At 69.9% G+C, this 23,459-nt stretch carries 19 protein-coding genes; 5 read left to right on the top strand and 14 right to left on the bottom strand.

Annotated elements, in window-relative coordinates:
- Window positions 1-317 precede the first annotated feature (317 nt).
- The 8 genes from CXP56_RS06445 to CXP56_RS06410 all read right to left on the bottom strand — a co-directional run bounded on the left by CXP56_RS06445 (window position 318) and on the right by CXP56_RS06410 (window position 11,957).
- The gene (locus CXP56_RS06445; RefSeq protein ID WP_051309910.1) at window positions 318-1,613 is read right to left on the bottom strand and encodes a geranylgeranyl reductase family protein; all 1,296 of its coding nucleotides are present in this window, start codon (window positions 1,611-1,613) and stop codon (window positions 318-320) included.
- Between the two features lie 139 nt (window positions 1,614-1,752).
- Complete coding sequence (locus CXP56_RS06440; protein WP_084609050.1) at window positions 1,753-2,526, bottom strand: class I SAM-dependent methyltransferase; 774 nt, start codon at window positions 2,524-2,526, stop codon at window positions 1,753-1,755.
- A 1,144-nt stretch (window positions 2,527-3,670) separates the two neighbouring features.
- A complete protein-coding gene (locus CXP56_RS06435) occupies window positions 3,671-5,206 on the bottom strand; it encodes a M1 family metallopeptidase (RefSeq protein WP_286900375.1) in 1,536 nt (511 codons plus the stop codon).
- A 117-nt stretch (window positions 5,207-5,323) separates the two neighbouring features.
- Window positions 5,324-6,010 (bottom strand): DUF3592 domain-containing protein, encoded by a 687-nt coding sequence (locus CXP56_RS19000; protein ID WP_342665095.1) that lies wholly within the window; start codon window positions 6,008-6,010, stop codon window positions 5,324-5,326.
- A gap of 345 nt (window positions 6,011-6,355) precedes the next feature.
- Window positions 6,356-8,044 (bottom strand): 2-succinyl-5-enolpyruvyl-6-hydroxy-3-cyclohexene-1-carboxylic-acid synthase, encoded by a 1,689-nt coding sequence (menD, locus tag CXP56_RS06425; protein WP_028846908.1) that lies wholly within the window; start codon window positions 8,042-8,044, stop codon window positions 6,356-6,358.
- 468 nt (window positions 8,045-8,512) lie between these two features.
- A complete protein-coding gene (locus tag CXP56_RS06420; RefSeq protein WP_286900372.1) occupies window positions 8,513-9,649 on the bottom strand; it encodes a ScyD/ScyE family protein in 1,137 nt (378 codons plus the stop codon).
- A 186-nt stretch (window positions 9,650-9,835) separates the two neighbouring features.
- Window positions 9,836-11,647: a glutamine--fructose-6-phosphate transaminase (isomerizing) gene (glmS, locus tag CXP56_RS06415; protein ID WP_028846910.1), complete on the bottom strand. Its 1,812-nt coding sequence runs from the start codon at window positions 11,645-11,647 to the stop codon at window positions 9,836-9,838.
- A 34-nt stretch (window positions 11,648-11,681) separates the two neighbouring features.
- Window positions 11,682-11,957 (bottom strand): hypothetical protein, encoded by a 276-nt coding sequence (locus CXP56_RS06410; RefSeq protein WP_028846911.1) that lies wholly within the window; start codon window positions 11,955-11,957, stop codon window positions 11,682-11,684.
- A gap of 107 nt (window positions 11,958-12,064) precedes the next feature.
- On the opposite strand from CXP56_RS06410, the gene menE reads away from it, so the two are divergent.
- The 3 genes from menE (at window position 12,065) to CXP56_RS06395 (ending at window position 15,568) form a co-directional block, all read left to right on the top strand.
- Window positions 12,065-13,216: an o-succinylbenzoate--CoA ligase gene (gene menE, locus CXP56_RS06405; RefSeq protein WP_028846912.1), complete on the top strand. Its 1,152-nt coding sequence runs from the start codon at window positions 12,065-12,067 to the stop codon at window positions 13,214-13,216.
- Between the two features lie 214 nt (window positions 13,217-13,430).
- Complete coding sequence (locus CXP56_RS06400; protein WP_286900366.1) at window positions 13,431-14,597, top strand: DUF8814 domain-containing protein; 1,167 nt, start codon at window positions 13,431-13,433, stop codon at window positions 14,595-14,597.
- Between the two features lie 98 nt (window positions 14,598-14,695).
- A complete protein-coding gene (locus CXP56_RS06395; protein WP_286900364.1) occupies window positions 14,696-15,568 on the top strand; it encodes a 1,4-dihydroxy-2-naphthoate polyprenyltransferase in 873 nt (290 codons plus the stop codon).
- A 4-nt stretch (window positions 15,569-15,572) separates the two neighbouring features.
- Here CXP56_RS06395 and cds1 read toward each other — a convergent pair whose 3' ends face one another.
- Together cds1 and CXP56_RS06385 are read right to left on the bottom strand one after the other, a co-directional pair.
- Window positions 15,573-16,637, bottom strand: coding sequence for an L-cysteine desulfhydrase Cds1 (gene cds1 / locus CXP56_RS06390; RefSeq protein ID WP_028846915.1), 1,065 nt, complete (start codon window positions 16,635-16,637; stop codon window positions 15,573-15,575).
- A 5-nt stretch (window positions 16,638-16,642) separates the two neighbouring features.
- Window positions 16,643-17,005: a DUF4229 domain-containing protein gene (locus CXP56_RS06385; protein WP_028846916.1), complete on the bottom strand. Its 363-nt coding sequence runs from the start codon at window positions 17,003-17,005 to the stop codon at window positions 16,643-16,645.
- 448 nt (window positions 17,006-17,453) lie between these two features.
- Here CXP56_RS06385 and CXP56_RS06380 point away from each other — a divergent pair, with 448 nt between their 5' ends.
- Window positions 17,454-17,669: a BldC family transcriptional regulator gene (locus tag CXP56_RS06380; protein ID WP_028846917.1), complete on the top strand. Its 216-nt coding sequence runs from the start codon at window positions 17,454-17,456 to the stop codon at window positions 17,667-17,669.
- A 112-nt stretch (window positions 17,670-17,781) separates the two neighbouring features.
- The gene (locus CXP56_RS06375; RefSeq protein ID WP_028846918.1) at window positions 17,782-17,979 is read left to right on the top strand and encodes a hypothetical protein; all 198 of its coding nucleotides are present in this window, start codon (window positions 17,782-17,784) and stop codon (window positions 17,977-17,979) included.
- Between the two features lie 325 nt (window positions 17,980-18,304).
- Here the strand turns inward: CXP56_RS06375 and CXP56_RS06370 are convergent, their stop codons facing one another.
- The 4 genes from CXP56_RS06370 to CXP56_RS06355 form a co-directional block, all read right to left on the bottom strand.
- On the bottom strand, window positions 18,305-19,519 hold the full coding sequence (locus CXP56_RS06370; RefSeq protein WP_502694565.1) for a MinD/ParA family ATP-binding protein: 1,215 nt from the start codon (window positions 19,517-19,519) through the stop codon (window positions 18,305-18,307).
- Between the two features lie 429 nt (window positions 19,520-19,948).
- Window positions 19,949-20,947: a c-type cytochrome biogenesis protein CcsB gene (gene ccsB / locus CXP56_RS06365; RefSeq protein WP_028846919.1), complete on the bottom strand. Its 999-nt coding sequence runs from the start codon at window positions 20,945-20,947 to the stop codon at window positions 19,949-19,951.
- Window positions 20,944-22,536, bottom strand: a complete 1,593-nt coding sequence (resB, locus tag CXP56_RS06360; RefSeq protein WP_028846920.1) for a cytochrome c biogenesis protein ResB — start codon at window positions 22,534-22,536, stop codon at window positions 20,944-20,946. The genes ccsB and resB overlap by 4 nt, the downstream gene beginning before the upstream one ends.
- A complete protein-coding gene (locus CXP56_RS06355; RefSeq protein ID WP_028846921.1) occupies window positions 22,533-23,303 on the bottom strand; it encodes a cytochrome c biogenesis CcdA family protein in 771 nt (256 codons plus the stop codon). Before CXP56_RS06355 ends, resB begins: the two co-directional genes overlap by 4 nt.
- Window positions 23,304-23,459: the final 156 nt, after the last annotated feature.

The raw sequence follows: 23,459 nt of genomic DNA, 5'->3' as shown, positions 1-23,459 counted from the left end.
GGGGCGGGAGACACGCCCACCCCGCGTTCAGTGGCGACCTGAGGCGGGAGTCCACACCGCCCGGCGTCCGACTGCGACCCCCGATGGCAACACCGCCCGAAAATCACGCCGCCCTCTGCCCGGCCGAGAACGCGATCCCCAGAAAATCCACACCTGACCCGCACTCGATGAGCGACCCGGGCCGGGAGTCCGCACCTGCCTTGGCTTCGGTGGCCGACGGCCTGCCCCTGCCCTGTGCCTGGCCCGGGAGCCCTCTGCCCTGCGCTCGGTGGTGGCCCGGGCCGGGGGCCGCGCTGCTTCTGTGGCGCCGCGTGGGCCTAGCGTGGCGCCGGGGTGATGCGCGAGGCCGCCGCGATCAAGCGGTCCACCGCGTCCCCACCGCGGGCGTCGTAGCAGCCGGACAGGCCCTTGTAGATCAGCGGGATGAGCTTGTTGATCCGCAGGCCGTAGCGGGTGGCGACGCGCATGACCGTGGGCTTGCCGATGGCTTTGGCGAAGGCGTTGCCGAGCCGGTAGTAGCCGCCCATGCGTTCCCGCAGGGCGATCGTGTAGCCGTGCAGGGCCCGCTCCCGGGACGGTCCGGCCGGCCGGGCCAGGGCTTGCACCACGTGTTCGGCGGCCAGCTGGGCGGATTCCATGGCCGCGGCGATTCCTTCGCCGTTGAACGGGCTCACCATGCCACCCGCGTCGCCGAGCAGCAGCAAGCCGTCCTTGTAGTGCGGGGTGCGATTGAAACCCATGGGCAGCCCGGCACCGCCGATCTTGCCCACCGCGTTCTCCTCGCGGAGGCCCCACTCCTCCGGTGTGGATTCCAGCCACGTGCGCAGCAGCGCGCGGTAGTCGGTGTTCCGGAAAGCCGGGGAGGTGGACAGCACGCCCAGACCGACGTTCACCGTGCCGTCGCCCAACGGGAAGACCCAGCCGTACCCGGGCAGCAGCCGGGGGTTCTTCGGGTCACGGCGATCCCACAGCTCGAGGTGGCCCTCGATGAACGGCTCGTTGTGGCGCGGGCTCCGGTAGTACCGGCGCACGGCCACGCCCATCGGCCGCTTGTCGTTGCGCTCGATGCCCACACTTCGGGCCAGTTTCGCGTTGACCCCGTCGGCGGCCAGCACCAACGGTGCGCGATACGTCACCGGCTGCCGCTCCGGCCCGACCAGTGCCTTGACCCCGACCACCCGGCCGCGCTCGACCACGGCCTCGGTGACGTTGGTCTTCTCGTACAGCCGGGCTCCTGCCTTCTGGGCGGTCTGCGCCAGCAGGTGGTCGAAGTCGTGCCGGGTGCGGGAGACGCCGTACGGCGGATAGCTGGTGAGCTCCGGCCACGGCAGTTCCAGCGTGATGTCGCCGGCCAGGATGCGCAGTCCGGTGCTGTGCACCCAGCCGGCTTCCTCGCGGGTGTCGATGCCGAGGTCGATCAGCTGCTTGACCCCGCGCGGGGTGAGCCCGTCGCCGCAGACCTTCTCGCGCGGGAAGGTGGTCTTCTCCAGCAGCAGCACGTCCAGCCCGGCACGAGCGAGATACGTCGCCGCGGTCGACCCCGCCGGACCTGCACCAACAACGATCACCTCGGCGTCGTCCATCGGGCCGCGCCTGCTGCTGCTCTGCGTCATAGACGCAACTGTAGAGGTCACACTCACGGCAATTCCGCGCGTTGTGACCTGAGAGGTACCCGGCAGTCCGCAAAGCGAGGCAACACTCCGGTCGCCACTCCGGTCGCCGCTTGGCAGGATCCAGAGTCGAGCGCGCTCGTCAGCGCGTTTGCGGTGCGGCTGACTCGGGCTCGCGAGCCGGCTGGTCGGTGCGCGCGGCCTCCGGCGCGGCCTGGGGTCTGGCCGGCTTGACGGCTCGGTGCACCGCGACGACGCCGAATGTCAGGTTGATCCACTCGACGTCTTCCCAGCCTGCCGCGGCGATGATCTCCCCGAGTTCGCGCTGCGCGGGCCAGGCAGCGGACGACTCGGACAGGTACGAGTACGCCTCGGGATTGGACGAGGCGCGCTTGCCGATCCACTTGGGCAGTTGCAGCAGCACCTTGCGGTGCAGGTAGCGGATCGGCGCGAACGGCGGCGTGGACACCTCGCAGATCACCAGCCGGCCACCGGGCCGCACCACCCGCGCGATCTCCCGCAAAGCCGCACCCGGGTCGACGAAGTTCCGCAGGCCGAAGCAGATGGTCGCGGCGTCGAACGCCTCGTCGGCGAACGGCAGGTGCAACGCGTCGGCGGCGACCATCGGCAGGCCCGGCCGCTTCCGCTTCCCCTGCTGCAGCATGCCGAGGGAGAAGTCGGCGGCCACCACCCAGGCGCCGGCATGACCGAACTCCACGGTGGACACTCCGGTGCCGGCGGCCAGGTCCAACACCTTCTCCCCGGGCCGGGCATCCAACGTGCGGCTGGTGAACACGCGCCACCGGCGATCGAACCCGAACGTCATGAACGAGTTCGCTCGGTCGTAGCCCTTCGCGACGCCGTCGAACATCGCGGCGACTTCGCGCGGATTCTTGTCCAGGCTGGCGCGCACCATGGGGCCAGCCTAGTCGCCCTGGTCAGCGGGCCCTGGCCGACGGGTCTCGCCGGTCACCGTCCGTGCACGGCAGGTCAGCAGAACGCGCACGAGCACCATCGCCCCGCCGCGCTTGGAACCGACGCGATCCTGACGCGGTGCCGAACCGCGCATCCTGGCACGGTGCCCGAACCGCTCGGCTGGCCGAGGTCGCCGCGAAGGTCGATCACTGAGGCCTGCGCCCAGGCGCCAGCACGGGGCTGGGCCTCGACCCCCGAGGCCCAGCCGGGCACACCGAGCCCTCGACCTGCGGCATCCCCCGCCACGCCAACACACCGAGTCCCGAGTGAGCCGGTGCGCACGAACCTGCCCCGGCCAGAACACCCGCGCCCGGACGAAGCGCCCGCATCCGCACCTCAGCCAGGACTCCACGGTGCCGGACAGACCGCCCGCACCGCGGCTGGGTGACGAGGCCAGCAACCGTCCGAGGCCGGGCACCCAAGCAGACCGGCCAACACGCCGAAGCATCAACGTAGGAGAGCACCGTCACGGCCACGCCGGGCCGACACCAAGACAACCCACCTGCGGCCGTTCAAACCCTCCCGGACGACCGCGCCAAGAGCCGGCTGCGCGCCGAGACCCGCCTGAGGCATTAGCACCGACCCGCATCCCGCCCGGCCCCCGCCGGGCCTACGAGGACCTGGCCGCCGTGGCCAGGTCCGGACCGCCACCGTGCCGGAGGAGCACCGCAGTCAGCCGGGACGCCACCGCGCCCGGAAAGGGAACGTGACCCGTACCCAGCGGCCGTACTTCACCAGATCCGCCACCGCGCCCGGGCAGAGAGCCCACACCCGGGCTGGGCGGCGGCACCGGTAACCCGCTTGGGCCAGGCGTCCCGGTAAGCCCGCGTATGGCGAGGCAGGGGTCTCAGGGACGTGCGTTCGTGCGCACATCCGTGGGGTCGACGCCCCGCCGTGCACTCGCCTCCGAGTCGCGCCTGGGCTCAGTAGGCATGGCGCTGGTCAGCGCGTGCAGCATCATCAGCAGTGCCAACAGCACGGCCGCCTGCAACATGTGTGCTTTGCCACGCATGTCCGATCCGACGTGCGCCGTTGGCGGTCCGTTCCGGCCGCACGCCGCACGGCCCGCCAACGGCATCGTTCGGCTAGTTGTGTGCCGCATCCCGCTGATGCAGCAACGCGTGCGTCCGCTTGATCTTGGCCAGCGACTTCGGCTCCTTGACCTGTGCCTGCTCCGCCTGCGCGGATCGGACGGCAGCTGTTGCCTCGGCCAGCTCACCGTTGGGGCTGGTGGCCGGCTTGCTCGGGGTGTACAGCCAGGTCTGGAACACCTCGTCGAGCTGCTTGCCGGACAGCCGCTCGGCCAGCTTGATCAGCTCCGGCGTGCTGCCCCAGCCGTTGCGGTTCTTCTTCGGCCACTTCTTCAGCAGCTTGAAAAAGGCCTTGTCGCCCATCGCCTTGCGCAGCGCGTGGACCGCCATCGCGCCCCGGTCGTACACCGCGGAGTGGAACTGGTTCTCCGCACCCGGGTCGCCCGGCAACACGGTCCAGAACGGGTCGTCCGCGTCGTACGCGCTGTAGATGTATTCCGCGATCTCGTCCGTCGTGCCTTGGCCCTGCTCCTCCGACCACATCCATTCCGCGTAGGAGGCGAAGCCTTCGTTGAGCCAGATCTCGTCCCACGACTTCAGCGACACCGAGTCGCCGTACCACTGGTGCGCGAGCTCGTGCGCGACCACGTAGGTGTTGGAGCCGCCGGCGAAGAACCTGGCATCGTAGACCGGTCGGGTTTGCGTCTCCAGCGCGAACCCGACGTTGCTGGAGACGACGCCACCATTGGTCTCGAACGGATACTTGCCGAATTTCGTCTCCAGGAACTCGGTGATTTCCGGCGTGCGTTCGACGCTCGCCCGGGCGGCGCTGGGCCACTCCAGATCCTTGGCGTATGCGTTGAGGTACGGCTTGCCGTCCGGCCCCACGCCTTCGGTGATGTCGTAGTCCTCGATCGCCATGAAAGCCAGGTACGTGGCCATCGGCTGCTTGCTGACCCAGTGCCAGCGCACCATGCCGTCGGTGCGCTGGGTGGTGGCGATCAAGGTGCCGTTGGAGATCACCTCGAGGCCCTTCGGCGCGGCGACCGAGATGGTGAACGTCGCCTTGTCCGTCGGATGGTTGTTCGACGGGAACCACCAGGGCGCGATGTGCGGCTGGTCGACCGCCAACGCCCCGGTCGAAGTCTGCTTCCACGCGTTGTAGCCGTACAGCTCGTACTTGTGCGGCGTGTCCGAATACTTGACCACGACCAGCATCGGACTGCCCTTGCGCAGATCCTGCGCCGGGTCGACGACCAGCTCGCCACCGTCGGTGGTGAATTTCGCCGGGCGGTTGTTGACCCACACCGATTCCACGTTCAGCAGGAAGTCCAGATTGAACTGGCCGAGGTCCTGCTTCGCCTTGGCGAGAATCGTCGTGGTACCGGAAAGCCGATCGGTCTTCGGCTGATACGTCACACTGATGTCGTAATGCCTGACGTCATATCCGCCATTTCCGTCGAGCGGATAGTAAGGATCCCCCAGCCCCGGACTACCCGCCCCGGGGGCGGCGCTCGCGGTGGACGACAGCAACAGGACGGTCAGCCCCGTGGCGGCCGCGGTGAATCCGGCCCGTTTCCTCAGGCTCATGGTGACCTCCGAATTCGCGACATACCTCCCTGATAGTCGCGATGGCGAACCTAGCGAGCCGGACCGACATTGACCAGCCGATGTGCCGAGTCGTCCCCCATCGGCCCAAGAACCGGCCTAATCCTCGGTCACGAATGTCGAGTTTCGCGTCGCATCGGCCGGGTGCGGATCGCCGTCGGCCTTCCTGTCGGCTGTCTCGCCGGGTTTCCCGGCAGTCTTCTCCTCCGCCTTGTCGTCGACCTTCTCGTCGGCATTGTCGCCGGCATTGTCGTCGGCACTGTCACCGGCGTTGTCGCCGGAATTGTCACCGACCTTGTCTTCGCTGTCTTCGCTGCTTGTCCCGGCGGCCGCATCAACGCTCCCCGTACCACCGGAGCGCTTCGGCCGCAGCCACCACAGCAGCGGGGCGGCCACCAGCCACGTGATCACCACCGTGCTGCCCGCTGGGAGCAAGGTGAGATCGGCCGTCCGGCCGGCGACCCGCACCAGGTTCGGATTGGTGCCGTCGTACTCCACCAGCAGCCGCTGACCCTCGACCAGGCCGCCGGGGTAGAGCACGCCGTCCTGGGAGATGAACACCCGGCCGTCCGGTCCGGTGAACCGCACCGTGGTCCTGGCCCAGTCCTGGGAGATCACTTGGGCGTTCGCCGCGACCCGATTGGCCTCGATGGCCGCGTCGTTGCGGTAGGCGGCCACGACCAGCACGGCGGCCATCACCGTCACCAGACCAGCCACCCCGAGCACGATCAAGCGCAGCAACCGTCGCCGCCGGTCCGCTTGCCTGGCATCCGTCTGGTTGGTCATTCGCTGAGGGTAACGGCCCGGACGGCACTCGCACCCCGGGTGCCGCACGCGTCGTCGTCACCGGCGGCTGTTACGCGACGGGCGGGCACGCAGCTGACGGGTATCCGCCGGATCGATCACGTCATGGAGCTCGAGCACCGTGGCCACAGCGCGCTTTGCCCTTTCGCACTTCGGCCCGGCCGCAACGATCGCGCGCACAGACGGTAGGCGAGCCACCGAGCCGCACGGTCACTGGTCACCGGGGCCCACGACCAAGGTCCGTCAGCTCGTCGCCACGTCCCAGCCCGCGTCACGCGCTGAGTGATGCGCACCATAGCGGAACCAAACGTTTCCGCACGTCCCGCGTCACGCGCTGAGCGTGGCCACCGCTTCGGCGACCGCGGCCTGCAGCCGCTCGTGCAACATCGGCCGCGCGGACCGGTCGATCCGCACCTCCACCACGCGCAAACCGGGAGCCGGGTGCAGGACGTCTCGGAACTCCTCACGCGTCCGCACCAGCTGGTAAGGCACTCCGTACCCCGCGCACAGTGCTCCCAGGTCAGCGCCATGCGGGGTACCGAACACCCGCTCGAAGCGGTCGACGTGCTCGTCGTCTCCTTGCTCAAGCAGCGAGAAGATCCCTCCGCCGTCGTCGTTGACCACCACGACGGTCAAGTCCGGGCGCTTCTCACTCGGCCCCAGCAGCAGGCCGTTGATGTCGTGCAGGAACGTCAGATCGCCCACCAGCGCGTAGGCGGGACGCCCGTGCGCGCTGTGCACCAGCGCGGCGCCGACAGCGGTGGACACGGTCCCGTCGATGCCCGCCACGCCCCGATTGCGATGCACCACAATCCCCGGCCGCGCCGGACCGCCAGCCAGCGCGATGTCCCGCGTGGGGTTGGACGAGCCGACGACCAGCAGCGAACCGTCCGGGATCGTGGCAAGCACCTCGGCCGCGATGGCAGGCCCGTTCGGCCACGGCTCGGCGGCCAGGGTGCGCGCGACCGCTTCGCGTGCCAGCCGATCGGCCCGTTGCCACCGCTGCAGCCACTGCTGGTCGGCGGGTTTGCTCGGTTCGGCGAACCACTGACCGACCTGGCGGACGTTGTGCGCGGGGGTCGGCCAGTCGGTGTCCGGGCGCACCAGCAGCACTTCCACGTCCGCGTCGGCGAGCAGCGCCTGCACCTGCCGGAACACGGTCGGGCGGCCGATGCACAGCACCTGCTCCGGCCGGTGCGCGGCGACGAACTCCGGCACGCCGAGCAGCCACGGACCGGTGGTCACGGCCGAATCCCCGGACAACCCGGCGGGCCCGGTCTCCGCCATGATCGGCCAGGAGTGCTCCGCCGCCCATTCGCTCACCGCGGACGTACCGGAATCGCACGTGACGACCAGCCCGGTCCTGGTCGACGGGATCACGAAAGCCGGCGCCGCGCCGTAGTCCGGCAGCTCGGTCCAGCGCTGGCCGTTCGGGCGACCGTCCAGCGATTCGCTCCATTCGTCGTCGCCGTCCGGCACCAGCGGCTCGCGGAACGGGATGTTGAGATGCACCGGCCCGGACCGCCACTCCCCGTAGGCGGCGCTCCAGGCACGGCAGATCTGGCTGCGCCAATAGGCGTTCTGGCCTGCGTGCTCACCCGCCACCGCCAGCTCGGCGAAGTAACGGACCGCGTCGCCGTACAGCTTGTTCTGTTCGATGACCTGATTGGCGCCCGCGGCACGCAGCTCCGGCGGCCGGTCGGCGGTCAGCACGATGAGCGGGACGCCCGCCCGGTCCGCCTCAAGCACCGCCGGGTGGAAGTTGGCGGCGGCGGTGCCCGACGTGCACACCACTGCGGCCGGGCGGCCGGTGCGTGCCGCGATGCCCAGGGCGAGAAACGCCGCGGACCGTTCGTCGATCCGCACATGCAGTTCGATCCGGCCGGCCGCGGCAGCGTCGTACAAGGCGAGCGACAACGGCGCGTTGCGGGACCCGGGCGACAGCACGACGTGGCTGACCGTGTTGCGGATCAGCTCGTCGACGATCACCCGAGCCTGCGCGGTCGACGGGTTCACCAGCCGCTCCCTTTCCGATCGATTCCCTGCATTGTTTCAGCCGCCGCAGGAATGCTCCCGGTGCCGGCCGGCTCACCGGGGCAAGCGGCCCCGCCGTCGAGGCACAGGCGGCGAGAGGCCGGTGCGTGACGCCCGCGGGCGTCACGCGTGGTCGGGCGGCCGTTCTCATCGACCGTGCGCCGGTGCGTCACGCCTGTGGGCGTCACCCACGACATTTGGGCGATTTGCCCTCCTGTCGCCCAGGGTATGCGTGCCTGCGCGCGAGGGCAGCCGCACGCCAGGAGAGTTCCACCACGCCATACCGGCTCCACGAGCACGCGTGGCTGTGGCGGAATCCGGACGCGCCCACAACCTGCCGACGGCTGTGGCGGAATCCCCACACGCCGCGCCCACAACCTGCCGACGGCCAGAACGTGCGGACGGCCGAGACGCCACCGGACGCCTCGGCCGTCGACCCTCACCCGCGAATCACTTGAGCGGAACCCGCAGCACGTGCCCCGTGCCGAGCGGCGAGCTGCCGTCCGCCGGGCACACGCTGCAGTTGGAGATGTAGGCGTTGCCGCCACGCAGGGCCAGCCCGCCCGGCATCACCAGGCCGGTGTGCTTGATCAGCTTCTTGCCGTGGTGCCCCACCCGGTACAGCGCGCCGCGTGGGTCCTGCTCGGCGTTCAGCAGCCCGGCGTGCGCGATTTCCAGCACGTAGAGCTTTCCGTGGTGGAAGCCGATGTCGATGACGTTGGTGAAGCCGGAGGCCACCACCTTGGGTTCGTGGCCCGGCTTGACCTTGTACACCCGCGCCTTGCCATGCGGGAACGGGAAGCCGGTCAGCTCACCGACGTAGTAGGCGCCGTCCGGACCTTTGGCCACGGACGTCGGCACCGACTGCAACGGGATCTTCGTCCCTGGCGGGAGACCCAGGAAGTCCGGCGCGACGATCGTGCGCTCCGGGAACTTCGCCAGCACGCGGATCTTGCTGTGCTTGACCCACAGCAGGGTGTTGCCGCCCGCGTCGACCACGGCCTGGCCGCGCCGTTCGGCCACGACCGAATTCGGGTTGCTGTCCGGCCCGGCCTTGTCCGGGTCGTTCTTCGCCTCGAACCGCGCGACGTCCGCGGCGCCGACGAGCCCGTGCCATCCGCTCTTCAGCAGCCAGCCGTTGGTCTTCCTGCCGAGCAGGGGAAGCTGATCGCGCATCGCCGGGTCGGCACCCAGGCCGACCGTTACATAAGCCTTGCCGTTGCGGAACGCGATGTCCGATGGGCCGATGGCTTGCGTGCCGTCCGGCGCGGCGAGCGACCCGATGTCGGTGGCCGCCCGCTTCTGGTGACGACCTCGTACCACGGTGACCGCACCGCTGGCACCCCAGCAGACCTCGTCACCTTCCGGGCCGGCGAAACACGGCCCCGACCCGCCGGAGCCTGCTTCGGTCACGTACAACGCGCCGTGCGGACCGAACGCCAGCCCCCGCGGGTTGTCCAGGCCTTTCGCCACGACTTGCGGCGCACCACCACCCCGGTGCTCACCCGCGACCGCGCTGGTCGCGCCGAGCAGTCCTGCGGCCATGCCGGCCGCGCCGAGCAGGGCAAGGATGCGTGAGCGCCGCATGATCGGGTCCTCTCCTCGCGGAATCCTCCGGGAGGTATGTCGGCTTGCCCGGGGGCCCGGTTAGACCCTGCGTAGCCGCCCACCCCGGCGGGTGTCACCCGCCCGGACCAGGGCGTTCCTCCGCACCGGCCGACCGGGACACCCGGGCGAGCACCGGTGCCGGGACCGTTCCGCCCGCGTCGCGGCCTACTCCACGGTGACGCTCTTGGCCAGGTTGCGCGGCTTGTCGATGTCCCTGCCCAGCGCCTTGGCCAGGTGATAGGCGAACAGCTGGAGCGGGATGGTGAGCAGGATCGGGTCCAGCTCCGGCTCGTTGCGCGGGATGCGCAGCACCGCGTCGGCCAGGCCGTCGGGCAGCTCGGCGTTGGTCACCGCGATGACCGGCCCGCCGCGCGCCTTGATCTGCTCGATGGTGGCGATGTTGCGGGCCAGCAGTTCGTCGTCGGGCACCAGCACCACGGACGGCATGTCCTCGTCGATCAGCGCCAGCGGCCCGTGCTTGAGCTCGGCCGCCTGATAGGCCTCGGCATGCAGGTAGGAGATCTCCTTCAGCTTCTGCGCGCCTTCCCTGGCCACCGGCCAGCAGCGCACCCGGCCGATGAAGAACATCCGCTTGGCGTCCAGGAACCGCCGGGCCGTCTCGGCGATGGCGTCCTCGTCCTTGATGATTTCCGCGATCTGCTCCGGCAGCGCGGCCAGCCCGCGCACCAGGCGCTGACCGTGCGCCACCGACAGGTCCCGCACCCGGCCGAGCAGCAAACCCAGCATCGCGAAACACACGCTCATGCTGGTGACGGCCTTGGTGGAGGCCACCGAGACCTCCGGCCCGGCATGCAGGAACACGCCGCTGCCGCACTCCCGCGCGATCGCGCTGCCGACCGCGTTGACCACTCCGATCACCTGTCCGCCCTTGCGCTTCAGCTCGCGCACCGCGGCCAGGGTGTCGGCGGTCTCGCCGCTCTGGCTGACCGCGACGTACAGGGTGTCCTGCTCGATGACCGGGTTCCGGTAGCGGAACTCCGACGCCGGCTCGGCGTCCGCGGGAATGCGGGCCAGCTCTTCCACCAGGTTGGCGCCGATCTGGCCGGCGTAGTAGGCGGAGCCGCAGCCGAGGAACTTCACCCGGCTCACCGCGCGGAGTTCACGCGGATCCATGCCGAGGCCGCCCAAGCGTGCGGTGGCGAACCGCTCGTCGAGCCGGCCCAGCAGCGCACGCCGCACGGCGTCCGGCTGCTCGTCGATCTCCTTGCGCATGAAGTCGGGGTAGCCGCCGAGCTGGTAGTCCACGTCGTCCAGGTCGACCGTGGTCGGCGTCTTGGCGCCCGCGCTGGTGGTGAAGCCGTCCGCGGTGAGGGTGGCCAGTTCGCCGTCGTCCAGGTAGACCACCCGCTGGGTGTGCCGGACCAGCGCGGCCACGTCCGAGGCGACGAACATCTCGCCGTCGCCGATGCCGATGACGATCGGGCTGCCGTTGCGCGCCACGACCAGCTCGTTGGGGTTGCGGGCGTCCAGCACCACCAGCCCGTAGGCCCCGTCGACCTTGCTCAGCGCGGTGCGCACGGCCTCCTGCAACGACGAGGCCCCGCCGTCGAGTGCCTGCGCGACCAGGTGAGCGATCGCCTCGGTGTCGGTGTCCGAACGCAGTTCGACGCCCGCAGCGGTCAGTTCCGCACGCAGCTGGTCGGCGTTCTCCAGCATGCCGTTGTGCACCACGGCGATGCGATTCGCCGCGTCGACCTGGGGGTGCGCGTTGGCGTCGTTCGGTTCACCGTGGGTGGCCCAGCGCGTGTGGCCGATCCCGATCGTGGCGGGCACACCGCCGTCCAGGCGCTCGCGCAGCTCCGCGACGCGAACCGCGGCCTTGGTGACCTTGAGCCGCCCGCGATGCACCAGCGCCACACCCGCGGAGTCGTAGCCGCGGTACTCCAGCCGATGCAGTCCTTCGATCAAGATGTCCGACGCCGGACGCGCGCCGATGTAACCGACGATTCCGCACATGTAGGTTTTGCCTCTCCGTCTCCTCGGCGCCGGATCAGCCGTACACGATCCGGCGCAGCTGGCGTTCGCTCAGCTCGCCCGCCCGGACCGGCCGGGTGGCCAGTTCGGCGGCCAGCATCCGCCATATCTCCGCGTTGCGGTGCCCGCGCCTGCGCAGTTCGGCATGCCGCCTGCGCACGTACTGCTCGACGGTCTCGCCGAAGTAGGCGATCACGTCGGCCACCACCCGCGCTGCGGTCGCCGACGGCAGGCCGGTACTGGCCGCGACATGGTGAACGAGCTCGGCCGGGAGCTCTCCGACAGCACGCACGCCTTCCACAGTGACAGCCAGCGGCCAGTTGACGCCAATTTCTTGCCCGAAATCGGGCAAGAATCTCCGTTACAGGGGCGATGCGGGCCCCCAGGCACAATGGCGCCGTGCGCGTAGTCGAGGTCGACGGTTCCGAACGGTCCATCCGATCGCTGACCCAGGCGTTGGCGGACGCGCTGGACGGCGGGACGCCGGTCTTGCCGGTCGACGCGACCGCCCCGACGGCGAAGGACGTCGTGACCGCGATGCGGCCGGACGACCCGGTGCCTTCCTCGACCGCCGTGCTCATCGCCACGTCCGGCTCGACCGGCCACCCCAAGGGCGTGCTGCTCTCCGCGGCGGCACTGACCGCGTCGGCCAACGCCACGCATGCCCGTCTCGGCGGCCCGGGACGCTGGCTGCTTGCCACGCCCGCGCAATACATCGGCGGCCTGCAGGTTCTGGTCCGTTCGGTGCTCAGCGGGCACGAGCCGGGCGTGCTGGACCTGTCCGCGGGATTCCGGCCGGAGGCATTCGCGGCCGCGGCCGAGCCGGTGCTCAGCGAACCCGGCCCGCACTACACGGCCCTGGTTCCGACCCAACTCGTCCGCTTGCTCGAGGCGGGCGGACCTGCGCTGGCAGCCGCCCGGGAGTTCGACGCCATCATCGTCGGTGGTGCCGCACTGCCCCGGGAAGTGCGCGAGCACGCACGCACATCCGGGGTACGAGCCATCAGCTCCTACGGAATGACGGAGACCTGCGGCGGGTGCGTCTACGACGGCCGTCCCCTGGACGGCGTTCAGGTGCGCATCGGCCCGACCGGCCGGATCGAGCTGTCCGGAGCCGTCCTGGCCTCGGGCTATCGCGAATCCGCCTGCGCGCCTCGGTGGCAGCTGCACGACGGTTGGTTCCGCACCGAAGACCTCGGGCGGATCACCGACGGCGTGCTGGAAGTGCTTGGCCGGGCCGACGACGTGATCAACAGCGGCGGGGTGAAGGTTTCCGCGCCCGCGGTCGAGCAGATCCTGCGCGGCCACCCCGCGGTCCGCGCGTGCGCGGTGGTCGGCATTCCGGACGCGGAATGGGGAGAAGTCGTGTCCGCTCTCGTCGTGCCCACCGACCCGGCGAATCCGCCCTCGGTGGCCGAGCTGCGCGCACATGTCCGCGCCGGCGAAGGGAAAGCCGCTGCGCCGAAAGTGGTGCGCTTCGCCACCGAACTCCCGTTGCGCGGCCCCGGGAAAGTCGACCGTCGCGCGGTGCGCGACGCCCTCGAATCGTGAGCGAATTCACGCTCGAGAACCACACTCAGCGCCCAGCGATCACCACATGATGATCACCCTGCGCATTCACATTTATTAACGCTGTCGAGTGAGCGTTTCACCAAGTGAAACGTTTACGAGTTGACACCTCACGGAACGCCCTTTTTGCTCAGCGCACGGTCACTAAACCGAGCGAGGGATTCACATGCGAGGGCGAAAACTGTTGACAGCGGCGGTGTCCGCCGTACTCATCACCGGTGCAACTGTCGGGGTGACGGCCGCTCCCGGCCTGGCCGCCGAACCAGGCACGTGGGCGCTGACACCGGACAACACCGAGCCGGACAACCGGACGATCATCGAGTCCGGCGGCTCCTGGACGCTGTCGGGCGATCTCGGCAGGCAGAGCGCCGACTGGACGACCGGCACCCTGACCTTCCCTGCCAAGCACATGCAGCACCCGGTGAACCGGGTTGCCGCACGCGTCGACGCCGCCATCCCGGACGGGACGGAAGTGGCCGTCGACGTGCGCGGCAAGCGGCCGGACGGCACCTGGTCGGAGTGGACCGAGGTCCTCCCCGACACCCCTGCCGTGCTGCCGAACCGGACCAAGACCGTCCAGGCCCGCCTCGTGCTCACCGCACCACCGGACGCCCGCAGCCCGCAGGTGGCTCGGATCGAGCTCAGCGCGAGCTACGACGCCTCGGCCAAGCCGACCGCGGAGGTCGCCGGGCCGGCCGAGGGATACCGAGTGTTCGCCACCCGGGAAGGCCTGGTGGGCGGGACGACCGCGAACGGTCACGTGATCGTGGCCCGCGACCACTTCGTGGCGCTGCCGTCCCGCCGGGGGCTGGCCGACAAGAACAGCGGCAACTACACGGTGCAGGTGTGCACGGAGAACGGCGCCCGGTGCGAGTGGGCCCCGGTGTGGGACGTCGGCCCGTGGAACACCAAGGACGACTACTGGAACCCCAACCGGGAGATGTGGCAGGACCTGCCGCAGGGTAAGCCGGAGGCCCAGGCCGCGTACCTGGAGGGCTACAACGGCGGCAAGGACCAGTTCGGCCGCAAGGTGGCCAACCCGGCGGGCATCGACCTGGCCGACGGGACGTTCTGGGACGGCCTCGGGTTCACCGACAACGGCTGGGTGATCGTGACCTACGAGTGGACCGTCGGCGGCCCGTGGGGGACCGTAGCCACCTCGGGACCGGTGCTGAACGTGCGCGCGCAACCCAACACCAGCTCCGCCGTGGTGGGCCTGGCCGCCAAGTACGCCCAGGTGCGGATCGAGTGCGCGGTGAAGGGCCAGGTGGTCGAGGGCAACGACACGTGGTTCCGGATCAACCCCGGTAAGTACATCTCCGCGGCCTACGTGCGGGTGGGCCAGGCGCCACCCGCCTGCTGAGTGGCAGCCCGGTTGCCCCGGTGTCGTGACCGGCGCCGGGGCAACACCGCGCCGGCGGCCGGTCGATGCCCGCCAGATGGGTAGGAAAGAATGCCGGCATGGCCACCGTCGCGCAGTGGATCGAAGGCGCCCGTCCCCGCACCTTGCCCAACGCGATCGCTCCCGTGCTGGCGGGCACCGGGGCCGCGACCGCCATGGGCGAGTTCGACTGGGTGCGTGCCAGCCTGGCCATGGTGGTCAGCCTGGCCCTGATCATCGGAGTCAACTACGCCAACGACTACTCCGACGGGGTGCGTGGCACCGACGACCAGCGGGTCGGCCCGCTGCGGCTGGTCGGTTCCGGCGCGGCCCGGCCGCCGGAGGTACTGGCTGCCGCGGTCGGCGCGCTGGCCTTCGCCGCGGTCGCCGGGCTCGCCCTGGTGGTGCTGACCAGGCAGTGGTGGCTGCTGGCGGTCGGGGCGGCGTGCATTGCCGGCGCGTGGTTCTACACCGGCGGCAAGCGCCCGTACGGCTACGCGGGCTTCGGCGAGCTCGCGGTCTTCGTGTTCTTCGGGCCGGTCGCGGTGCTCGGCACCACCTACGTCCAGGCAGGAACGGTGAGCTGGGCCGCGGTGGTGTGCTCGGTCGCCGTCGGATCGTTCTCCGCGGCCGTGTTGCTGGCCAACAACCTGCGCGACATCCCCACGGACACCGAGGCGGGCAAGCGCACGCTGGCAGTCGCGCTGGGCGATCGCGGCACCCGGCGGCTCTACCTCACGCTGCTGGCGCTGCCGTTCCTGCTCACCCTGATCCTGGGGTGGTGGTTCCCGCCCGCGCTGTTCGCCGTGGTCGCCGCGATCGTGGCGGCCGAGCCGGCGCGCACCGTCTCCAGCGGTGCGACCGGCCGCGATCTGATCGCCGTGCTCCGCGACACCGGCCTGGCCATGCTGCTGTGGTCCGTCGTGGTCGCCGCGGCCCTTGCGTTCGGCTGACCGGCTAAGCCTCGAACCGGCCGGTGGCCAGGAAGTTCTCCATGATTTCGGTGTACGGGTCGAGGTCCATGCCCTGCTCCGCCACCCAGTTGTCGTCGTAGTAGGTCTGCGCGTACCGCTCGCCGCCGTCGCAGAGCAATGTCACGACGCTGCCCTGCTCGCCGGCCTCCAGCATCCTGGCGATGAGCTGGAAGGCCCCGTAGAGGTTGGTGCCGGTCGAGCCGCCCGCCCAGTGACCGGTGCGCCTGCGCAACAGCCGGATCGCCGCGATCGACGCCGCGTCCGGCACCTGGATCATCTCGTCGATCACCGACGGCACGAACGACGGTTCGACGCGCGGGCGGCCGATCCCCTCGATGCGAGACGGCATCCCGGTGGTGTAGTCCGTCGCCCCGGTCTTCCACGCCCAGTAGAACGACGAGTTCTCCGGGTCGACCACCGCGATCTGCGTGGGGTGGCGGCGATACCGCACATAGCGGCCGAGCGTGGCGCTGGTGCCGCCGGTGCCCGCGCCGACCACGATCCACCGCGGTATCGGGTGCCGTTCGGCGCGCATCTGGGTGAAGATCGACTCGGCGATGTTGTTGTTGCCGCGCCAGTCCGTCGCCCGCTCGGCGTAGGTGAACTGGTCCAGGTAGTACCCGCCGCACTCGGCGGCCAGCCGCTCGGCCTCCGGGTACATCTCCGGCGGGCGGTCGACGAAGTGGCACCGGCCGCCGTAGAACTCGATCAGCTCGATCTTCTGTTTGCTCGTGCTGCGCGGCACCACGGTGACGAAGTCCAGGCCGAGCATCCTGGCGAAGTAGGCCTCGGACACGGCGGTGGAGCCGCTGGAGGCCTCCACCAACACCGTCGATGGCCCGATTTGCCCGTTGACCAGCCCATAGAGGAAAAGCGATCTCGCCAACCGATGTTTCAACGAACCGGTCGGATGGACCGACTCGTCCTTCAAGTAGAGATCGATGCCCCAGTCCTCGGGCAACGGAAACACAAGGAGATGAGTGTCCGCGCTACGGTTGGCGTCCGCGTCGATGGCCCGGATCGCCTCGGTGACCCATTCCCGGTCCACCGCCGTCACGACCGCCCCTCGTCCTGGCCACGGCGGTCGGCGGGGTCCGTGGGGCGGGCGCCGTCTGCGGCATCGCCTGCGGGGCCGTCGTCGGGCTCGACGTCGCCGCGCAACTGGGCACGCAGTTTTTCCCGTTCGGCGCGGCGTCGCTCGCCGCGTGCCGCCAGCCCGGCGGTGACCCGGGCGGCCAGCGACCGGAACAGCAGCAGACCGAGCGGGAAACCGACCACCATGGCGATGATCAACGCGACCAGCACCGGAACCCGGAACGCGACCAGCAGCACCGTGATGACCGCCACCAGGGCGAACCGGGCCAGCAGATACAGCGTCAGATCGACCGCGAACCGGTCCTTCGGTGCCTGGTCCACCAGGGATTTCGCTCCTTTAGCTCGCCGCGCCCTCCTGGTCAAGCCTAACCGGCGGCGTGTGGCCGTGACCGACCGCCACGCACCGGCGGGCATGGGCGTGCGGCAGGATGCCGCACCACGCATACCCGACACGACGACCACACCCGGGAACGCGGTGGATTCCGGACGAGGAGCAGGTTTTGCGGAGGAGACACCCCATTGCGCACCGCAAGGGAAGCGGTACGCTCTGCAGTCGTCTGCTCCGAATGCCGCGCCGGATTGCACCGATGGGATGCAGCCGCGCGCCCGATTCCTGCCCTTACCTCCCCTTTACTCTCACCCAACCGTTCGAGTACTTGATGCGTACGATGACACGATTGGGATGTAGACCGCCCGTCGGTGGTGATCGGGATGATCCGCCTGGTCATCGCACGGGGACCGCAGCAAAAGTCGTAAGGAGGCGAAACGGATGACTCAGTCGGTGCCTCAGTCGGGGGGACGATTGCTCACCCCGGGCGAAGTGGCAGCACTCTTCCGCGTTGATCCGAAGACCGTGACCCGCTGGGCCGCGGCCGGGCGGATCGGCTCCATCCGCACCCCTGGCGGACACCGCCGGTTCCGCGAATCGGAGGTCAACGAGCTGCTGGCCAAGCTGACCACCGAGGCGACGGAGAGCGTCAGCTGATCGTCGCCCCGGCGCCGGCACGTGTCGCGCCGACGGGCGACAGCAGGCGAGTGCGCGGTACCGGTCGGGAAGGTTAACCTCGAGGGAGAACCCCCGGCGCGGAAGGAGCGGCATGCACTACCTGCTCGTGGCGATCGGAGCACTGGCCGTCGCCGTGCTCCTCTGGCGTATGTACACCGCGGAACGGGTCGGCGTGCCGGCTGAGAAGCGCCGGCCTGCCCGTCCGTTGGCGCCGGACGACGATCCGGAGTTCTTGCGCAAGCTGGCCGAGCAGACCCGCAAGAACTTGCCAGAGGACAAGGACAAGTAGCGCCGAAGCGAAAGCCGCGGACCCAGGCGGTCCGCGGCTTTTGTCATGCCCGACGGCAGGCCGCGTCACCGCCTGAGTGGTGTGTGTGGGGCTGGTTGGCGAAGGGCACTGGCACGGGTGCGCTGCCTATGCGCGACAGCCGACCGACGATGCTGGGCGTGGTTCTGAGCCTGAGAGGAGTCCTGTCGGGCTGAAAACGACGGTCGTCGCCATGGCGGCCACCCGACCACGACACGACACAGCGCACCCACGCGCACCAACCACCAGCACCACAGCAAGGACCACAACCCCGCCCCCGAGCAAGACTGCCAGCCCAGCAAACGCCCTACTGGGTGGGGAAGGCGTCCGCCACCGCGGCGGCCAGCCGCAGCAACGCCAGCTGGGTCTCCTCCTGCAGCCGGTCCAGCTCGATCTCCGCGCCTTCCTCCAGGTGCGGGTCGAACGGGATCCGACACACCACCCTGGTGCGCGCCCCGAAATGCGCCTCCAGCTTGTCCAGGTCGACCGAGCTCGCCTTGGGTCGGACCGAGTTGATCACCGCCACCGAACGCTTCACCAGGTCCCCGTAACCGTGCGCGTCCAGCCAGTCCAGCGTCGCCGACGCACTGCGCGCCCCGTCCACCGACCCGGACGACACCACCACCAGGGCGTCGGCCAGCTCCAGCACGCCTTTCATCGCGCTGTGCATCAAGCCGGTGCCGCAGTCGGTGAGCACGATGTTGTAGAAGTGCTCGAGCAGGTCCACCGTGCGGCGGTAGTCGTGCTCCGAGAACGCCTCGGACACCGCCGGGTCCTGCTCGCTGGCCAGGATCTCCAACCTGCTCGAGCCCTGCGACGTGTACGCCCGGATGTCGCTGTACTTGGTGATCCGGTCGGCGTCCCGCAGCAGATGCCGCACGGTCGCCGTGGTCTCCATCGGGATCTTCTGCGACAGCGTCCCCCGGTCCGGGTTGGCGTCGACGGCGATCACCCGGTCACCGCGCAGGGACGCGAACGTCGCGCCCAAGGTCGCGGTGGTCGTGGTCTTCCCGACGCCGCCCTTGAGGCTCAACATGGCGATCTTGTAGCAGCCACGCAGCGGCTGGTTGATGCGCGTGATCAGTTCCCGCTTGAGCCGGTCCTTCGGGCTCTCGCCCGGGTTGATCAGGTGCCCGGACGCGACGTAGACGAACTTGCGCCACCCGGACTGCGGCTTCCGCTTCACCGGTTTGATCAGCTGCGCCGACGCCAGGTCGTCGCCATTGGCCCGGGCATGCCTGCCGCGCTTGGGCTGCTGCTGCGGCTGCGCCGGGGGCACCTGCATCGGCTGCTGCGGAGCGGCCATCGGGGCCTGCGGGTGACCGGCCGCCTGCGGGTAACCGGCCTGGTGGCCGGGGGCCTGGGGGCCGCCCGGCATCTGCTGGCCGGGAGCCGGTTGCCCGGCGGACGTCGGCGGGTAGGCCTGATGCTGCTGATCGACCGACGCTTGCTGGTATCCGGGCTGCTGCGCGGGCAGCGGACCCGACGGCGGCTGGGCCAGTCCGTAGTGGCCGTACCCCATCGGATGCGCAACGGTCTGCTCGAGGGCCGACTCGGCGTGGCTTCCCGGGTAGACCTCGTCGGCGGGAACGACGGGCGGAACCTCTTCCTGCCGAACCGTCTGCGGGGCGACGTGGTGCCCACGCGCACGAGGGTGGGCGTGCGAATCGGTGTCGGCGTCCGCGTCCGCGGCACCGTCCACGCTGTCCGGCGGGTTCTCGGCCGCCGCTTGTGCGCTTGTGGTGGGCTCGGGCTCCTGGGCGGCCTGGGTGGGCCGCTGCTCCTGAGCCCCGGCCTCGGCCGGACTCTCTGCGGCCGGGTGGCCCGTGCTCTGGTGTGGCTCACTCACTCGACGTCCTCCACTCACCCGACCAGTAGCTCACCGATCACGCGCAACGGTAGTCGCCACCACGTGCGGTCGCGACCCAGTGGTGACCCGCGACTTGCCTCGTCAGACGCCCGCGTACGAGTGCAGGCCGGCGGTGACGAGGTTGATGAAGAAGAAGTTGAACACGATACAGGCGAACCCTGCGGTGTTGATCCACGCCGCAGGCTTGCCGCGCCATCCGGCGGTCGCCCTGGCATGCAGGTACGCAGCGTAGATGACCCAGGCGACGAACGACACCGTCTCCTTGGGGTCCCAGTCCCAGAACCGGCCCCACGCCGACTCCGCCCAGATGGCGCCGGCGAAGACACCGAACGTGTAGATCGGGAAGGCCAGCACGCTGGTGCGGTAGGCGATCCGGTCCAGCACGTCCTTACCGGGCAGCCGCTCGGCCAGCCGCCGGAACCGCCGCGGGTTGCCCTCGTTGGCGGTCCGCATCAGATACAGCACGCTGGCCACCCCGGGCACCAGGAACATCCCGGAAGCCACGATCGCCGCCGCCACGTGAATGACCAGCCAATACGACTGGAGGGCGGGAACAAGCGGGCCGGCCTCGACGTACAGCGTGCCGCCGACGAACATCAAGAAGACGACCGGCAGCAGCACGAAGGCGGTCAGGTGCCTCAGCGGGTACTTGCGCACCAGAACCAGCCAGGTCACCACCGCCACCAGCGACAGCGCCATCAGGTACTCGTACATGTTGCCCCAGGGGGCACGCCCGGCGGCCAGGCCACGCAACACCAGCGCCGCCACGTGCAACAGCGCGCCGAGCACCATCAGTGCGATGCCCATGCGGCCGAACCGTTCCGGCCGGCCGGAAGCAGGCCTGCCGGCGGACGGGGCCGCGGGCACAGCGGCGTCGTGGGTGGCATCGGCGCCGTCGCCGTCCGCGACCGGCGCACCCGCCCCGACCAGCGCGCGCTGCTTGGCCAGGTCGCGCTGCGCCACCCGCTGCCTGGCCACTCGCCCGAACGCCTGCTCCACCAGCACGAACAGCATGGCCAGTACGTAAATGGCCGCCGCCGTCGTGTACGACAAGTCGCTGAATTGCGAATACGCGGTCATCGCGCCTGCTCCTTAGTTCGCAGCAGTTCGTCGGCGATGGCGCCGAACTCCTCGCCGTAGCCGGCTTGATCGGTCTTCGCCAAACCCCCGACCTGCACCACGGTACGTGTTCCGGACGTTTCGTCGCTCGCTGGGGTGACGCGAATCCACACCCGCCGCCGCTTGATCAGCAGCGACATCAGCAGGCCGATCATGGTGGCCACCGCGAAGCCGAGCACGCCCTCCTGTGCGGGGTCGTGCGACACCTGCAGGGACACCCAGCGCTTCACCCCGGTGAACTCGACCTTGGTGCCGTCGTCCAGAACCACGGATTCACCGGGCCGAAGGTTCTCCCGCGCCACGCGTTTGAGTCGCTTCTGCTCGATCATGTCCTGATCGATCGAGAAGATCGATTGCGCGCGGCCGCTCTCCAGCCCCAGGTCCCCGCGCAGGATGTCCACCGCCACCGCGGGATCGAGCAGCTGCGGGCCCGCCGACGTCAGCACCTTGCCCTGGAAGGCGGCCGTCGGGGCGAACAGGCCGGTGATGGCCAGCTGCTTGGTGCGCCGCTCGCGGGAGTCGGTGATGCCGGGCGGGTCGAACTTCGTGGCGCCGTCGGACAAGAACGTCGTCTGGTCCGCGGGACGCCACTGGGTGGCCTGCACCCGCTTGGTGCCGTCCGGGAAGGTCACCGTGAACTCCGGGGCGAAGCCGTGACCGAGCAGGTAGACCCGGTCGCCCTCGGTGCGCAGCGGGTTGTTGACCTCCAACTGGTGGGTCTTCCACCGGCCGGCTTCCAGATCCTCACCCGCGGAGTACTGCACCTGCGCACGGAAGGACGACGGCTGACCGTTCGGCAGGAACGTCGGGGTGAAGTCGGTGACGCGGATGCAGAACGACGTCAGCTCCGTGCCGTCCACCCGCAGGCCCGGCTCGAACGAGTCGTAGGCGTAGATGCCCGCATTGCAGAACTCCGACTCGGGGCCACCGCCGGCGTGCACGATGACCTGCCCCTCGTAGCCGTAGAGCTTGCCAAGTGCCACGCACACGATCAGGCCGAGCATCGAGAAGTGGAACAGCAGGTTGCCCGCTTCCCGCAGATAGCCGCGCTCCGCGCTGATGCTGGCCCCGCCGTCCTCGGTGCGCTCGACCATCCGCCACCCGCGCAGCCGTTGCTTCGCCCGCGCCAGCACCTCCTCCGGCGTGCCGTCGACGGTGGCCGTCCGGAAGTGCGGCAAGCGGGACAGGTTGCGTGGGGTGAGCACCGGCTCGGCCCGCAGCGCCCGGTAGTACTCCAGGAATCGGGGCAGCAGGCAGCCGACGATCGACACCATCAGCAGCAGGTAGATCGCCGAGAACCAGGCGCTGGAGTACACCTCGAAGAAGCCGAGGGCGTCCAGCAGCTCGCCCCACCAGCCGTGCTCGGCGATGTAGGCATCGACCTTCGGGGTGTTCAGCGAGTACTGCGGGAGCATCGCCCCGGGCAGCGCGGCCAGCGCGAGCAGGAACAGCAGGATCAGCGCGGTGCGCATCGAGGTGAGGCCGCGCCAGGTGTTGCGCGCGAAGGCCAGCGCCCTGCGGGCGGGGGTGTTGACGTATCCGGTGGTCACAGTGGCAGCTCCGTGTCGGAGATGAAGCCGTCCCGCAGCCAGGCGACGATGTCCGCCCACAGCCCGCTGACCAGCAGCAGTCCGACGACCAGCAACAGCACCCCGCCGGTGATCTGCACCGCGCGGACCCGGCGGCGCAGCCAGCCTGCCGCCCGGACGGCCCAGCCCGCGCCCAGCGCGATGAGCAGGAACGGCAGGCCGAGGCCGATGCAGTAGACGAACACCAGGAAGTACCCGCGCACCGCGCTCTCTCCGGTCGCCGAGGCGATGGCCAGCACCCCGGCCAGCGTCGGCCCCAGGCACGGGGTCCAGCCGAGGGCGAAGACGCCGCCGAGCACCGGGGCGCCCCACAGGCCCATACGCGGCACGACCTTCGGCCGGACGTCGCGTTGCAGCGCCGGGACGAAGCCCAGGAACACCAGGGCCATGACGATGGTGATCACCCCGCCGATGCGCTGCAGCAGCTCCTGGTTGGCCAGCAGGGCGTCGGCGAGCCACACCAGGCTGCCGATGCCGGCGGCGAAGACGACGGTGAACCCGAGAACGAACAGCGCCGCGGCACCGACCACCCGGAAGCGGCCTTGCTTGGGGCCCTCGCCGGTGGTCACCGCCGGGGCGTCCGCACCGACCAGCGCGGCGAGGTAGGCGAGGTAGCCGGGCACCAGCGGGACGACGCACGGCGAGGCGAACGACACCGCACCGGCGGCCAGCGCCAGGACTGCCGCCAGCAGCAGCGGTCCCGACATCGCCAGCTCGGTGAGTTCCATCGGGGACCTAGCCTAGGCCGGTGTCCGCCGTCACTCGGCGGTGAGTCGCTTGAGCACGGGTTTCAGATCAGCGGCCAGCACCGGCTCGAGGAACACGTTGGCCACCCGGTGGCGTTTGTCCAGCACCAGGGTCAACGGCACGACGTTGCGCGGCAG

It is taken from the genome of Thermocrispum sp. (assembly GCF_002919275.1).
In the GTDB taxonomy this organism is placed as follows: Bacteria; Actinomycetota; Actinomycetes; order Mycobacteriales; family Pseudonocardiaceae; genus Thermocrispum; species Thermocrispum agreste.
This window is presented reverse-complemented; position numbering and strand designations above follow the sequence as displayed.